Annotated in this window: 15 protein-coding genes and 1 pseudogene; 8 read left to right on the top strand and 8 right to left on the bottom strand. The window is 61.7% G+C overall.

The features are described from left to right. Positions 1 to 182 precede the first annotated feature (182 nt). Positions 183 to 2,381, bottom strand: a complete 2,199-nt coding sequence (locus tag AB4P94_RS20865) for an OsmC domain/YcaO domain-containing protein (RefSeq protein ID WP_395607224.1) — start codon at positions 2,379 to 2,381, stop codon at positions 183 to 185. Between the two features lie 135 nt (positions 2,382 to 2,516). On the opposite strand from AB4P94_RS20865, the gene AB4P94_RS20860 reads away from it, so the two are divergent. After that, positions 2,517 to 3,137, top strand: coding sequence for a LysE family translocator (locus AB4P94_RS20860; protein WP_395607223.1), 621 nt, complete (start codon positions 2,517 to 2,519; stop codon positions 3,135 to 3,137). On the opposite strand, the gene AB4P94_RS20855 is transcribed toward AB4P94_RS20860, so the two are convergent. Together AB4P94_RS20855 and AB4P94_RS20850 are read right to left on the bottom strand one after the other, a co-directional pair. After that, positions 3,124 to 4,305: an arabinose transporter gene (locus AB4P94_RS20855; RefSeq protein WP_395607222.1), complete on the bottom strand. Its 1,182-nt coding sequence runs from the start codon at positions 4,303 to 4,305 to the stop codon at positions 3,124 to 3,126. The two genes, AB4P94_RS20860 and AB4P94_RS20855, sit on opposite strands and share 14 nt — an antisense overlap. 24 nt (positions 4,306 to 4,329) lie before the next feature. Next, positions 4,330 to 4,986, bottom strand: a complete 657-nt coding sequence (locus AB4P94_RS20850) for an O-methyltransferase (protein ID WP_395607221.1) — start codon at positions 4,984 to 4,986, stop codon at positions 4,330 to 4,332. Positions 4,987 to 5,097: 111 nt separating this feature from the next. Here AB4P94_RS20850 and AB4P94_RS20845 point away from each other — a divergent pair, with 111 nt between their 5' ends. Then, the gene (locus AB4P94_RS20845; protein WP_395607220.1) at positions 5,098 to 5,730 is read left to right on the top strand and encodes a TetR family transcriptional regulator; all 633 of its coding nucleotides are present in this window, start codon (positions 5,098 to 5,100) and stop codon (positions 5,728 to 5,730) included. On the opposite strand, the gene AB4P94_RS20840 is transcribed toward AB4P94_RS20845, so the two are convergent. Beyond that, complete coding sequence (locus AB4P94_RS20840) at positions 5,717 to 6,610, bottom strand: LysR family transcriptional regulator (RefSeq protein WP_395607219.1); 894 nt, start codon at positions 6,608 to 6,610, stop codon at positions 5,717 to 5,719. The genes AB4P94_RS20845 and AB4P94_RS20840 overlap by 14 nt on opposite strands. Before the next feature lie 104 nt (positions 6,611 to 6,714). Between AB4P94_RS20840 and AB4P94_RS20835 the strand changes: the two genes are divergently transcribed. The 5 genes from AB4P94_RS20835 to AB4P94_RS20815 all read left to right on the top strand — a co-directional run bounded on the left by AB4P94_RS20835 (position 6,715) and on the right by AB4P94_RS20815 (position 10,208). Next, positions 6,715 to 7,008 carry a muconolactone Delta-isomerase family protein gene (locus tag AB4P94_RS20835; protein WP_395607218.1) on the top strand — a complete coding sequence of 98 codons (294 nt, stop codon included), beginning with the start codon at positions 6,715 to 6,717 and terminating at the stop codon, positions 7,006 to 7,008. Between the two features lie 22 nt (positions 7,009 to 7,030). Then, positions 7,031 to 8,026 carry an aldo/keto reductase gene (locus AB4P94_RS20830; RefSeq protein ID WP_395607217.1) on the top strand — a complete coding sequence of 332 codons (996 nt, stop codon included), beginning with the start codon at positions 7,031 to 7,033 and terminating at the stop codon, positions 8,024 to 8,026. A gap of 87 nt (positions 8,027 to 8,113) precedes the next feature. Next, complete coding sequence (locus AB4P94_RS20825; RefSeq protein WP_395607216.1) at positions 8,114 to 8,269, top strand: hypothetical protein; 156 nt, start codon at positions 8,114 to 8,116, stop codon at positions 8,267 to 8,269. Between the two features lie 48 nt (positions 8,270 to 8,317). Then, positions 8,318 to 9,619: an NAD(P)/FAD-dependent oxidoreductase gene (locus AB4P94_RS20820; RefSeq protein ID WP_395607215.1), complete on the top strand. Its 1,302-nt coding sequence runs from the start codon at positions 8,318 to 8,320 to the stop codon at positions 9,617 to 9,619. 34 nt (positions 9,620 to 9,653) lie between these two features. Then, positions 9,654 to 10,208 carry a cysteine hydrolase family protein gene (locus tag AB4P94_RS20815; RefSeq protein WP_395607214.1) on the top strand — a complete coding sequence of 185 codons (555 nt, stop codon included), beginning with the start codon at positions 9,654 to 9,656 and terminating at the stop codon, positions 10,206 to 10,208. Between the two features lie 9 nt (positions 10,209 to 10,217). Here AB4P94_RS20815 and AB4P94_RS20810 read toward each other — a convergent pair whose 3' ends face one another. Next, entirely contained in the window at positions 10,218 to 10,676 is a 459-nt protein-coding gene (locus AB4P94_RS20810; RefSeq protein ID WP_395607213.1) for an NUDIX hydrolase, read from the bottom strand. A 27-nt stretch (positions 10,677 to 10,703) separates the two neighbouring features. Next, positions 10,704 to 11,333: a TetR/AcrR family transcriptional regulator gene (locus AB4P94_RS20805; RefSeq protein ID WP_395607212.1), complete on the bottom strand. Its 630-nt coding sequence runs from the start codon at positions 11,331 to 11,333 to the stop codon at positions 10,704 to 10,706. A gap of 71 nt (positions 11,334 to 11,404) precedes the next feature. On the opposite strand from AB4P94_RS20805, the gene AB4P94_RS20800 reads away from it, so the two are divergent. Then, on the top strand, positions 11,405 to 12,271 hold the full coding sequence (locus AB4P94_RS20800) for an aldo/keto reductase family oxidoreductase (RefSeq protein ID WP_395607211.1): 867 nt from the start codon (positions 11,405 to 11,407) through the stop codon (positions 12,269 to 12,271). A gap of 43 nt (positions 12,272 to 12,314) precedes the next feature. Here AB4P94_RS20800 and AB4P94_RS20795 read toward each other — a convergent pair. After that, positions 12,315 to 12,476, bottom strand: a pseudogene (locus AB4P94_RS20795) (VOC family protein); the annotation flags it as partial. Positions 12,477 to 12,487: 11 nt separating this feature from the next. Further along, on the bottom strand, positions 12,488 to 12,931 hold the full coding sequence (locus AB4P94_RS20790; protein WP_395607210.1) for an HIT family protein: 444 nt from the start codon (positions 12,929 to 12,931) through the stop codon (positions 12,488 to 12,490). Positions 12,932 to 12,938: the final 7 nt, after the last annotated feature.

Raw genomic sequence — 12,938 nt, 5'->3', positions numbered from 1 at the left:
ATGATGGTCACCCGTGCGCTGTGCAGCTTCTTGTAGCACTGCCAAACATCCTGCGGATGATTTCACGGCTGTACCCGGTCAACTGTGGGAGCTGGCTTGCCTGCGATGGCGCTCCGTCAGTCAACAGAAGTGCAAGCTGACTCGCCGCCATCGCAGGCAAGCCAGCTCCCACAGGGTTTGCGTCAGGCTGAGGTGATGTTGGCGCGTGCGCTGTGCAGCTTTTTGTAGCTGTCGATCAGGCGCAAATGCCGGTCCAACCCTTCCAGTTTCATGCTGGTCGGCGTCAGGCCATGGAACCGCACGCTGCCGTCCACCGAGCCAATCACCGCGTCCATCCGCTCATCTCCAAACATACGGCGGAAGTTGGCCTCGTAGTCGTCCAGCGCCAGGTCGTCGTCCAGTTCCATCTCCAGCACCGCATTCATCGCCTGGTAGAACAGGCCACGGTCGGCGGTGTTGTCGTTGTATTGCAGGAACATCTCCACGCATTCCTTGGCTTCTTCATATTGCTTCAAGGCCAGGAAAATCAGCAGCTTCAACTCCAGGATGGTCAGCTGACCCCATGCCGTGTTGTCGTCAAACTCGATGCCGATCAGGGTGGTGATGTCGGTGTAGTCATCCAGCTCGCTTTCGATCAGGCGCTCGACCAACGCGTGCAGCTCATCGTCATCGAGCGTGTGCAGGTTGAGGATGTCGGCCCGGAAGAACAGCGCCTTGTTGGTGTTGTCCCAGATCAGGTCGTCCACCGGGTAGATTTCCGAGTAGTCCGGCACCAGGATGCGGCAGGCTTTGGCACCGAGGTGTTCGTACACGGCCATGTAGGACTCTTTACCCATACCTTCCAGAATGCCGAACAACGTCGCGGCTTCCTGGGCGTTGGAGTCTGCACCCTCGCCCGAGAAATCCCACTCGACAAACTCGTAATCCGACTGCGCACTGAAGAAGCGCCACGACACCACACCGCTGGAGTCGATGAAATGTTCGACGAAGTTGTTTGGCTCGGTCACCGCCTGGCCTTCGAAGGTCGGCTGCGGCAAGTCGTTCAAGCCCTCGAAGCTGCGGCCTTGCAGCAACTCCGTGAGGCTGCGCTCCAAAGCGACTTCCAGGCTCGGGTGCGCGCCAAACGAGGCAAACACGCCGCCGGTGCGCGGGTTCATCAGGGTCACGCACATCACCGGGAATTCGCCGCCCAGGGACGCGTCCTTGACCAGCACCGGGAAGCCTTGGGCTTCCAGCCCTTGAATGCCTGCCAGAATGCTCGGGTATTTGGCCAACACGTGCGCCGGAACATCCGGCAAGGCAAATTCACCTTCGATGATTTCGCGTTTCACCGCACGCTCGAAAATCTCCGACAGGCACTGCACCTGGGCTTCGGCCAGGGTATTGCCCGCGCTCATGCCGTTGCTGAGGTAGAGGTTTTCGATCAGGTTGGACGGGAAGTACACCACCTCGCCGTCCGACTGGCGCACAAACGGCAGCGACACAATGCCACGGGCTTCATTGCCCGAGTTGGTATCGAACAGGTGCGAGCCACGCAATTCGCCCTCGCGGTCGTAGACCTTGCGGCAGTAAGCATCGAGAATTTCGCCTGGCAGCTCGTCGTTGGGCCCAGGCTGGAACCAGCGCTCATCCGGGTAATGCACGAACGGCGCGTTGGCCAGCTCCTCACCCCAGAACTGATCGTTGTAGAAAAAGTTGCAGTTAAGGCGCTCGATAAACTCGCCCAGCGCCGACGCCAGCGCGCCCTCCTTGGTGGCGCCTTTGCCGTTGGTGAAACACATCGGCGAATGCGCATCGCGGATATGCAACGACCAGACGTTGGGCACGATATTGCGCCACGAGGCGATCTCGATCTTCATGCCCAGCCCGGCCAGGATGCCGGACATGTTGGCGATGGTCTGCTCCAGCGGCAGGTCTTTACCGGCGATGTAGGTGCCTGCTTCGGAACTGGAAGCAGGCATCAGCAAGGCCTGGGCGTCGGCGTCGAGGTTTTCGACTTCTTCGATCACGAATTCCGGGCCAGCCTGCACCACTTTCTTCACGGTGCAACGGTCGATGGAGCGCAGGATGCCCTGACGGTCCTTGTCGGAAATGTCGGCGGGCAGCTCGACCTGGATCTTGAAGATCTGGTTGTAGCGGTTTTCCGGGTCGACGATGTTGTTCTGCGACAGGCGAATATTGTCGGTGGGGATATTGCGGGTGTCGCAGTACAGTTTTACAAAGTACGCCGCGCACAACGCCGACGAAGCCAGGAAGTAATCGAACGGCCCCGGCGCCGAACCGTCGCCCTTGTAGCGAATCGGCTGGTCGGCGATCACCGTGAAATCATCGAACTTGGCTTCAAGCCGAAGGTTGTCGAGAAAGTTGACCTTAATTTCCATGCGGGCACACCAGAATAACGGGCTAAACAAATTGGCCGCCATTATGAAGATTTTCGCCGGGAAGTCTCAGGGTTTTGCGCCCCGCCTGCCGATCGGTGCTAACTTTCACCCACCTTTACTTGCAGGCATCGGCCCATGTCCATCACCGACAACCTCCTCGCCTTCACCTTCGCCGCCGCCCTGCTCACCCTCACCCCCGGGCTCGACACCGCGCTGGTGTTGCGTACCGCCACGGTGGAAGGCAAGCGCCAGGCGCTGCAAGCCACCCTCGGCATCAACGCGGGCTGCCTGGTTTGGGGCGCAGCGGTTGCGTTTGGGCTGGGCGCTTTGATCGCGGTGTCGGAGTTGGCCTACAACGTCTTGAAATACTGCGGCGCCGCCTACCTGGCCTGGCTCGGCCTGAACATGCTGCTGCGCCCGCGCCGCTCGTTGTCCGCCGCCCAAACCGAGGGCAAGCCGAGCAGCAACTGGTTCCTCAAAGGCATGCTGGGCAACGTGCTGAACCCCAAGGTGGGGATTTTCTACGTGTCGTTCCTGCCGCAGTTCATCCCCCAAGGCCATTCGCTGATCGCCTGGACTTTCGGCCTGGTCAGCATCCACGTGGTGCTGGGGCTGGTGTGGTCGCTGGTGTTGATTGGCGCCACCCGGCCGCTCTCCGGCTTCCTGCGCAGGGAAAAGGTCATCCAGTGGCTGGACCGCACCACCGGTTTGATCTTCGTGTTGTTTGCCGCGCGGCTGGCGTTCAGCAAGCGCTGAGCGCGGGTTGTTTCGCCAACAATGCCCACGCCACCACCACGGAGCACGCGACGGCCACGGCACCCGCCAAATACACTGACGCCACACCCGTTGCACCCGCCAAAGCACCGGCCAACGGGCTGCTGATGCCCAGGGCGATGTCCAGAAACGCGACATACGCCCCCATGGCCAGCCCACGTGTTTGCGGCGGTGCGCGTTTGATCGCTTCCACACCAAAACCCGGGAAGGCCAGCGAATAACCAAAACCGGTCAACGCCGCCCCCACGTAGGCCATCAATGGTGAGCCGGCGCCCCAGATCAACAACTGCCCCGCCGCCTCTATCACTACGCAGACCAGCGCGACGCCGGCACCGCCGAGCTTGTCCGGCAGGTGCCCGAAGAAAATCCGCGCGCCAATAAACGCCACGCCAAAGGCGGTAAACGCGAACGACGCATTGCCCCAGTCCTTGCTCGCGAATAACAGCGCGATAAACGCCGTGATCACCCCGAAGCCGATGCTCGAAAACGCCAGCCCCAGGCCCGGTAACCACACCGCGCCCAGCACCTTGTAAAACGAGGTGCGCCGCTGGCTGGTAGGTGCGACGCCTTTGGCGCCCGCCACAATCCCCAGGGCGAGCAATGGCAACAACATCGTGCCGACGGCGATACCGCTGAAGCCCCATTGCTGGTTGATCGCCACGCCCAACGGCGCACCCAGTGCAAAGGCGGCGTAGATCGCAATGCCGATCCAGGCCATGACCTTGCCGGCGTTCTGCGGCCCGACCAGCCCCATGCCCCAGCCCATGGAGCCGGTGATGATCAGGCTTTCACCCAGGGCCAGCACCACGCGCCCGGCAAGCAGAATCCACACCGACACTACCGGGGAATCCACAAACCCCAACGACGCCAGGTACAGCAACCCGGAGCTGGCGGCCACCAGCATGCCCATCAACAGCGCGCGCTTGGGCCCGCGCATGTCGGCAAAGTTGCCGGCCCAGGCCCGCGACAGCAACGCCGCCGCGAACTGCGCGCCCACCACCACGCCCACCACCAGCGTACTCATGCCCAGCGTGTGGTTCAGGTGTAACGGCAGCACGGGCAGTTGCAGGCCGATAATCAGGAAAGCGACAAACACCGCCAGGGTGATCGGCAGCAGGTTCAGCAGTACGTTACGACTGTGTTGGGTCATGAGCGTGATCCACAAGAGTTTGATTCAGCCGAGGCGAATGGACAGTTCGATGTCATCGGCAAAAGGCACCGACAAATAGCCGTTCTGCGGCGAGCGCACATGGGCCAGGTATTCAGGGCAGTAGTTGGTGTTGTCCGCCACAATCAGGGCACCCGGGCGCAGGTGTTTTTCCACCAGGTTCAACACGTCGCCGTACAGGGTTTTGGCGCCGTCGAGCAGCAGCAGGTCGACGGCTTCCGGCAAGCCCGACGCCAAGGACACCAAGGCGTCACCTTCACGGATTTCAATCAAGTCGCTCACACCACCTTCGATGAAGTGCTCTCGCGCCAAGGCGATTTTTGACGGTTCAAACTCGCTGCCGATCAACACGCCGCCGCCGTTGTCACGCAGTGCAGCGGCCAGGAACAGCGTGGACAGCCCGAACGAGGTGCCGAACTCGACAATCGCCCGCGCCCGGGTGCTGCGGGCCAGCATGTAAAGCAGGTTGCCGGTGTCACGGGAGACGGGCAGCCACAGGTCTTTGAGCAGCGTGTAAAGCTCGATGTATTCGGTCTTGCTGTGCATCAGGCGGTCGCGCTCTTCGCGTGGCACTTCGTTCACGCTCGGGCTGGTCGCCGCATTGGCCTGGACGTAGAGGCGTTCGATCAGCGAGGCAAGGGGTGCGGTAGTCAGGGTGGTCATGATTGATTTCCGTAGGGTCTGGACTAAGATGCGACTAATTCGTCGCATTAAAAGTATGCGAGTGATTCGTCGCATTCGCTATTCGCGTTCCCCCACGCGCTGGAGCCGCCCATGACCAACCGCCAGACCGCGCGTATTTCCTCGCGCAAACAGCCGCAACAGGCCCGTTCCACCGAGTTGGTGGCCGCCATTCTGGAAGCGGCTATTCAGGTTTTGGCCAAGGAAGGCGCCACCCGTTTCACCACCGCACGGGTCGCCGAGAAAGCTGGTGTGAGTGTCGGCTCGGTGTATCAGTACTTCCCCAACAAGGCGGCGATTCTGTTTCGTTTGCAGAGTGATGAATGGCAGCAGACCACGCGGATGCTGCGCGGGATTCTGGAAGAACGGCAGGTCGCGCCTTTACAGCGTTTGCGCACACTGGTGCAGGCCTTCATTCATTCGGAGTGCGAAGAAGCGCTGATGCGCGGCGCGCTGGATGACGCGGCGCCGCTGTATCGCAATGCCCCCGAAGCACTGGAAGTCCGTGAGGCGGGCCGTCAGATATTTCGCGAGTTCATGCTCGAACTGCTGCCCAACGCATCGGACGCGACCCGCCAACTGGCCCACGATTTGATCCAGTCCACCCTCAGTTGCGCAGGCAAGGACTTCTCTTCAAGCCCGCGCACTCGCGAAGCCATTGTGATGTATGCCGACGCAATGGCCGACATGTTCTGCGCCTACCTGAGCGCGCTTAACGCAGGGTGAAACGCGCCAGCGCCTGCCGAAAACCGGCAATCAACGGCTTGGGATCGTCCTTGCGCCAGATCGCATGGATATCGATGCGCACCGCAAACCAGGGCAGTTCGCGAAACACCACCTTACCCGCCATGCAATCGCGCAAGCTGGCCTGGATAACCGTGATGCCCAGGCCGGCGGCCACCATTCGCATCACGCCCAGCAGGTCATTTGCTTCAGCCTGAATGTCCGGGGCAAAACCGCTGCTGGCGCAATGTTCCAGAAAACGCTGGCGGGCAGCCGGGTTGATGGACTGCGCCAGCGAGACCCAGCGCTGGCCGTTGAGCGCTTCGGGAGAAATCTGCTCCTGCGCCGCCAGCGGGTGGTCTTTGGCGAGCACCAGCAACAACGGTTCGCGGGTGACCTGCGTGCTCGCAATGTCGCTACTTTCGGGAACGGCGTAAACCAGCCCGAGGTCGATGGCCCTGCCACGCAACGCCTCGACTTGCTGGGCCGAACTCATGGGGTGAATATCAAAGGTCGCCGAGCGATGGCTCGCTTGCAGGTCTGCCAGGGCGTTGGGCAACAAGTTGGAGTGCATCGCCCCTTCCACATAGCCCACGACGATATGGCCGGTTTGGCCCTGCGCGATGTTGCGCGCCGCGGCTGCCACATCAGAGGCGTGCTCCACCAGGCTGCGCGCTTCGCGCAGGAACAACCGCCCTTCATCGGTGAGGCGCATGCGTTGGCGCGTGCGCTCAAACAACTGCAACCCCACCTGATCCTCCAACTGCATGATTTGCCGGCTCAGCGGCGATTGCGAGATGTGCAGGCGCAGCGCCGCCTGCCCCACATTTTCGGTTTCAGCGACGGTGATAAACGCAACCAGCAAACGAAGATCCAGGGTCATGCGAATCGGGTCTCAGGTGGTGCAGAACCCGTCTTGGACCGGCCCCGTTTAATTTGAAATCATCACTGAGCTGTTTAAAAACGCGCGCTCAAGCGAGGAAGCCCATGCAATTCATCACGTTATCACGCCGCGTCTGGGAACGTTTTTCCGATGCGGATTTCGCCCCTTTTCTCGACGCCGAAGCCCAACGCGCCAGGGCGCTCTACCTGGAAGGGTTCATCCGCACCATCTGGCACCGTGGCGACAAAGGCGGCGCCTGCCTGCTGGTCGAAGCCGACAGCGAGGCCAGCGTGCGCGAACAACTTGCGACGCTGCCGCTGGTGAACAACGGCATGCTGGAAGTCACCGCCATCGTACCCCTCAAACCGTATGCCGGTTTTGGCCCGAGAGCCGAATAACACGTCACATTGGAGAAGCTGCATGCAATACGTCAAGCTAGGTAAAACCGGTCTGCAGGTGTCGCGCCTTTGCCTGGGCGGCATGACCTTCGGCCAACCCGAAGCCGGCACCCACACCTGGACACTGGATGAAGACGCAACCCGACCCGTGTTCAAGCACGCGGTCGAGCACGGCATCAATTTTTTTGACACGGCCAACAGCTACTCGGCGGGCACCTCGGAAATCATCCTGGGCAAAATGCTCAAGGCATTTACCCGCCGCGATGAAACCGTGGTCGCGACCAAAGTGTTTTTCCCCGCCGGCATGGGCCAGGGCGTCGCCCGGCCGAACGAAAAAGGCCTGTCGCGCAAGGCTATCCTGGCCAACATCGACGCCAGCCTCACCCGCTTGGGCCTGGACTATGTGGACCTGTATCAGGTGCATCGCTGGGATTACGCAACGCCCATTGAAGAAACCATGGAAGCCCTGCATGACGTGGTCAAAGCCGGCAAGGCCCGCTACATCGGCGCCTCGTCGATGTTCGCCTGGCAGTTCGCCAAGGCGCAGGAAGTGGCCAGGGCCAACCGCTGGAGCCCTTTCGTCTCGATGCAGAATTACCTCAACCTGATTTACCGTGAAGAAGAGCGCGAGATGATCCCGCTGTGCCTCGACCAGGGTGTCGCCTTGATGCCCTGGAGCCCGATGGCGCGCGGGCGCTTGACCCGCCCCCACGGGCAGCAGACCGAGCGCAGCAAAACCGATGATTTCGGCAAGAACGTACTCGATGCCACTGACGCCGTTGACGGCCCTGTCATTAACGCCGTGGAGCAACTGGCCAAGGAGCGCGGCGTGCCGATGGCGCAAATCGCGCTGGCCTGGGTGTTGGCGCATCGTGGGGTCACCTCGCCGATTGTCGGCGCGTCCAGGGCCGCACAGCTGGATGATGCGGTGGCTGCGCTGGATATCCAGCTGACCGCCGCCGAAATAGAACGCCTGGAGGCAAACTACACGCCCCATGCGGTAACGGGCTTCAGTTGAAAACCAGGGATTGTTTAACAAACCCATACCTGAAGGTTCACAAACGCTGATTGAACGTGCCTGCGCGCTTTGGGAGCATCGGCGACCATGATGTCGCCCTTGAGCCCCACCCGTCGCCACCTGCCTGCTTCCTTCCCGAAGGCGCAGGCGCGTTCCTGCGAAAACCCGCTGTTCAACAGCATTCTGGCCTTCTGGGCGCTGTGGCACTGCCGCCATGCGCGCCCGCCCGATGCACGCTTCTGATCAAGTCGAACCGCCCCACCGGCATTCATTTATCAGAAGGTATACCCCATGACCGCAGCCCTACGTACTGCCGAGCGCAGCGCTTCCTATTACACCGCAAGCATAAACGACCCGACCCGATACCCGACCTTGCAGGGCCAGGTCAGCGTGGACGTGGTGATCATCGGCGGCGGCTTCACCGGCGTCGCCAGCGCGGTGGAACTGGCCGAACGCGGGCTCAAGGTGGCAATCGTTGAAACCCACCGCATCGGCTGGGGCGCCAGCGGGCGCAATGGCGGGCAAGTTACGGGCAGCCTGTCGGGTGACGAGGCGATGCGCCAACAAATGCGCAAACGCCTAGGCGATGAAGTGGACGATTTCATCTGGCACCTGCGCTGGCGCGGGCACGAAATCATCGAGCAGCGGGTCAGCCGATATGCGATTGACTGTGATCTGAAGCACGGCCACTTGCACGCCGCCATGAAACCCTCGCACATGACCGAATTACGCGCCTTTCACGACGAAGCGCAACGGCGCGGCATGGGCGGCCAGGTCAGCCTGCTCGATCAGGCGGGCGTACGTCAGCATCTGGACAGCGAGCTGTACCTCGGCGCGCTGAAAAACACGCGCAATCTGCACCTGCACCCGCTCAACCTGTGCCTGGGCGAAGCGCGCGCGGCGCACAGCCTGGGCGCGTTGATTTTCGAAAACTCCGAGGTCCTGGAAATCATTCATGGCGACCGGCCGGCTGTGATCACCGCCGGGGGCCGTATCGATGCGCGCCAGGTCATGCTGGCCGGTGACGTTTACCACAAGCTCGAGCCCAAACAGCTTAAGGGCAAGATCTTCCCGGCCATGGGCGGCATCGTCACCACCGCGCCTTTGGGCGCGCTGGCACGCCAGATCAACCCGCAGGACCTGGCGGTTTACGACTGCCGCTTTGTACTCGACTACTACCGCCTGACCGGCGATGGTCGCCTGCTGTTCGGCGGCGGCGCCAACTATTCCGGGCGCGATTCACGGGACATCGCTGCCGAGTTGCGCCCTTGCATCGAACGCACCTTCCCGGCACTCAAAGGTGTGGACATCGCGTTCCAGTGGAGCTGCGCGATGGGCATCGTGATGAACCGCGTGCCGCAATTGGGCAAGCTGTCGGACAACGTCTGGTATTGCCAGGGTTACTCGGGGCATGGCATCGCCACCAGCCACATCATGGGCGAGATCATGGCCGAAGCGCTGACCGGCACCCTGGGCAAATTCGACACCTTTGCCGGCTGCAAACACATCAAGGTGCCGCTGGGCGATGTGTTCGGCAACCCGATGCTGGCGGTGGGCATGTGGTACTACCAGATGCTCGAAAAGCTGCGCTGAGATAGAGTGCATCACCCCATCGAAGGAGCGAGCCATGACACGGTTGGACGTAAACGCAACGCTGCTGATCATCGACATGCAGGAAGGCATGAACCGGCCCAGCCTCGGGCGCCGGAACAACCCGGACGCCGAGTTACGGATGCAGTCGCTGCTCGGCGCATGGCGGCAGGCCGGGCGGCCCGTGGTGCATGTGCGGCATATGTCGCGCACGCCCGGCTCGGTCTTCTGGCCGGGACAGCCGGGCTGCGAATTCCAGCCAGCCCTGGCGCCGCTAAAACAGGAACACGTAGTAGAAAAAAACGTCCCGGATGCCTTTGCCGCCACGGGGCTGGAGCGCTGGCTGCATGCGCGCGCCATCCGGCAGTTGGTGATCGTCGGCGTGATCACCAATAACTCGGTCGAATCTACCGCGCGCTCGGCCGGCAACCTGGGCTTTGACGTGATCGTGGCCGCAGATGCCTGCTATACGTTTGATCAAACCGACTTGTCGGGCCGGCTCTGGCCCGCCGAGGACGTGCATGCGCTGTCCCTGAGCAACCTGGCGATGGACTATGCGCGGGTGCTCGAGACCCACGCAATTCTCAGTTGAGCCGCGCGTTCATGCGGGTGTAAACACGCCTGCTTGCTCGAGCATTTCAACCAGCGTTTCGGGGAACACCGTCTCCTCGACCGCGCGCAGCGCCTGTGCGCTCCACCAGTGATGATCGGCCATGACCCGGGTCTCTTCCAGCGTCCACTCGGCCTTTGAAAGCGCTTCGTTTTGCGCGTGAACCACAAAATACTGCTCGACGGCCAAGACTGTTTCGCCGCTGGGCAGCTTCATTGGAAAGCTGCGCTCAGCCAGGGAATCTGCCACGCGCTCGACCACGATGCCGGTCTCTTCGCGCAGTTCGCGAACGGCTGCGTCGCGGAAAGTCTCGCCGGCTTCAACGCCACCCCCGGGTGTAGCCCAATAATTGTCGCCGGCCAACGCGCCGGTGGTGTGCACAAACCGGAACAGAAGCACCGCGTTAGAGGGGCTGATGACCAGCAGTCGTGCTGCTTTGCGTTCGCGCATGTGAGGGCCGCCTTCCTTGAGAGTGGGTTAAAACGTTTGATGGGCTTGCAGGTAGGCTTTCAAGAGCAGCGTGGTCTGCTCTGCGATATTCGACTCGAACACCGCTGACGCGTTGCCTTCAAGTAACGTGCGCACCGGGCCGGCGATGGCGCTCAGCGCGATCGCAGCGGTCAGCGCGGGGTCTGCAAACCGCGTATCGGTTGCCGTCGCCAGCATGCCAGCGATTGCACCGACCATGCGCGTGTGAAGGCGCGCCACCAACTGCGCCCCGCCCCGCTCCGCCGCAATCGCGTACAACGCCTTGGACACTGCCGGGTCCTGCAGTTTGACCGCCAGTAATGCCGACACCAAGCCGCACGCCATGTCCTCGACCGGCCGCCGCGAATACAGCTCACACGCCTGTTCAACCGCCTCGGCGACGTTGGTCAGGTGTTTTTCCAGGATCGCCGCCAGCAGCGCATCGCGGTTCGGGTAGTACTGATACAGGCTGCCCACCGACATTCCCGCACGCTCAGCCACCCGCGTGGTGGTGCAGCGCAGCAAGCCTTGCTGAGTCAAAACCTGAAGGGTTGCGGTGTGCAACGCCTCGACCGTGGCGTTGGAGCGCGCCTGAACCGCTGATTTTCTTGGCTTCAAGGAGGCTTTCAGCGTGCTCATTGAATGCGAATTCTCAAATCTGAAGGATCCTTCATATTAGTGCCTTACTCAGGTGAAGCAAGGTGACAGCGATGACCCGTTTGGCCAACAGCGGCACATTTTCCCTCGGCAACCATGACGTGTATCGCATCGGCTATGGCGCGATGCAACTGGCAGGGCCAGGTGTGTTTGGCCCGCCCAAGGACCGCGAGGCGGCGCTTGGCGTGCTGCGCGCAGCGGTGGAAGCCGGGGTCAACCACATCGACACCAGTGATTTTTACGGCCCGCACATCACCAACCGGCTCATCCGCGAGGCGCTGCACCCGTACCGCGATGACCTGACAATCGTCACCAAGGTCGGCGCGCGCCGCGATGATCAAGGCGGCTGGCATCCAGCCCCGTCAAAGGATGAACTGATCCAGGCCGTGCATGACAACCTGCGCAACCTGGGGCTGGACGTGCTGGAGGTGGTCAACTTCCGCTCGACGTACAACCTGATGGGCCCGGGGGAAGGCTCTATCGAAGCCTCATTGAGCGTATTGGCCGAGCTGCAACAGCAGGGCCTGGTGCACCACATCGGCATAAGCAATGTGACCCCGACCCAGGTGGCCGAGGCGCGCACCCTGGTCAAATTCGTCTGCGTGCAGAACCTCTACAACATCGCCCATCAGCAGGACAACGCCCTGATCGACGAATTGGCCCGTGACGGGATTGCCTACGTGCCGTTCTTCCCGCTGGGCGGTTTTACCCCCGTTCAATCCTCCACGCTCTCAAGCGTTGCTCAGCGGCTGGGCGTGACACCCAAGCAATTGGCACTGGCGTGGCTGCTGCGCCGCTCGCCGAATATCCTGTTGATCCCGGGCACCTCATCGGTGGCGCACTTGCATGAAAACCTGGCGGTAGGCGAAGTAAAAATACCGGATGACGCGTTTGCAGAACTGAATGCCGTCGCCGGATGACCGGGTACGAGGGGCCGGCACTCGCCGGCCCCTCCTCCAAGCGTCAGCGCACCGCCGGCCTTTCCCCAAGCCGTTCAACCAGCCGCACCAGATAGCCATCCGGGTCCTGCACCAGAAACTCGCGCTGCCCGGCCTCGACCTCTCCCGCCCGGTACCACACATCCTTGCACGCTTTAAACAGCGGGTACCCGGCCTGCGCCAGCCGGTTTCTTTGCATCATGCGTCGGCTCCCGCAGTGAGCAACGCTGCCAGTTGCTGGCGAAGGTCTCCGTGGTGCTCCTCTGCGTAAGGCGTGGCAGCTTTCCAGTCGTAAAACCAGGCGGGCATCCTGCGTTTGTCGTCCGGTTCAGCCGCGTACCGAGGGAAAATATGGCAATGCAGCTCCGGTTCGGAATTACCGAGGATCTCATAGTTGATGCGCAAGGCGCCGGTGGCCTTCAGCAGCGCATCACCGATTCGGGCCATATCCAGCAAGTAAACCGCACGGGCTTCAACGTCCAGATCATTCAAACTGCAGACCACCGGATCAGGCAGCAACAGGCAATAACCCGGCAAAAACTGTACATCGCCCATCACCGCCCAGCCTGAAGGCATGCGGCAAATGACTTTATCGTTGGCGCCGTTGCGGGCCAGTGCTACACGTTCCGTGATCAGGGGCATGCTTGTC

Source organism: Pseudomonas sp. B22129 (assembly GCF_044218875.1).
Lineage (GTDB): Bacteria > Pseudomonadota > Gammaproteobacteria > Pseudomonadales > Pseudomonadaceae > Aquipseudomonas.
Note: the sequence above shows the minus strand (reverse complement) of the source record. Positions and strands in the feature narration are given on the sequence as shown.

Coding starts and splice junctions, on each gene's coding strand:
- AB4P94_RS20865 (WP_395607224.1), bottom strand. CDS start 2,381: ATGGAAATTAAGGTCAACTTTCTCGACAACCTTCGGCTTGAAGCCAAG.
- AB4P94_RS20860 (WP_395607223.1), top strand. CDS start 2,517: ATGTCCATCACCGACAACCTCCTCGCCTTCACCTTCGCCGCCGCCCTG.
- AB4P94_RS20855 (WP_395607222.1), bottom strand. CDS start 4,305: ATGACCCAACACAGTCGTAACGTACTGCTGAACCTGCTGCCGATCACC.
- AB4P94_RS20850 (WP_395607221.1), bottom strand. CDS start 4,986: ATGACCACCCTGACTACCGCACCCCTTGCCTCGCTGATCGAACGCCTC.
- AB4P94_RS20845 (WP_395607220.1), top strand. CDS start 5,098: ATGACCAACCGCCAGACCGCGCGTATTTCCTCGCGCAAACAGCCGCAA.
- AB4P94_RS20840 (WP_395607219.1), bottom strand. CDS start 6,610: ATGACCCTGGATCTTCGTTTGCTGGTTGCGTTTATCACCGTCGCTGAA.
- AB4P94_RS20835 (WP_395607218.1), top strand. CDS start 6,715: ATGCAATTCATCACGTTATCACGCCGCGTCTGGGAACGTTTTTCCGAT.
- AB4P94_RS20830 (WP_395607217.1), top strand. CDS start 7,031: ATGCAATACGTCAAGCTAGGTAAAACCGGTCTGCAGGTGTCGCGCCTT.
- AB4P94_RS20825 (WP_395607216.1), top strand. CDS start 8,114: ATGATGTCGCCCTTGAGCCCCACCCGTCGCCACCTGCCTGCTTCCTTC.
- AB4P94_RS20820 (WP_395607215.1), top strand. CDS start 8,318: ATGACCGCAGCCCTACGTACTGCCGAGCGCAGCGCTTCCTATTACACC.
- AB4P94_RS20815 (WP_395607214.1), top strand. CDS start 9,654: ATGACACGGTTGGACGTAAACGCAACGCTGCTGATCATCGACATGCAG.
- AB4P94_RS20810 (WP_395607213.1), bottom strand. CDS start 10,676: ATGCGCGAACGCAAAGCAGCACGACTGCTGGTCATCAGCCCCTCTAAC.
- AB4P94_RS20805 (WP_395607212.1), bottom strand. CDS start 11,333: ATGAGCACGCTGAAAGCCTCCTTGAAGCCAAGAAAATCAGCGGTTCAG.
- AB4P94_RS20800 (WP_395607211.1), top strand. CDS start 11,405: ATGACCCGTTTGGCCAACAGCGGCACATTTTCCCTCGGCAACCATGAC.
- AB4P94_RS20790 (WP_395607210.1), bottom strand. CDS start 12,931: ATGCCCCTGATCACGGAACGTGTAGCACTGGCCCGCAACGGCGCCAAC.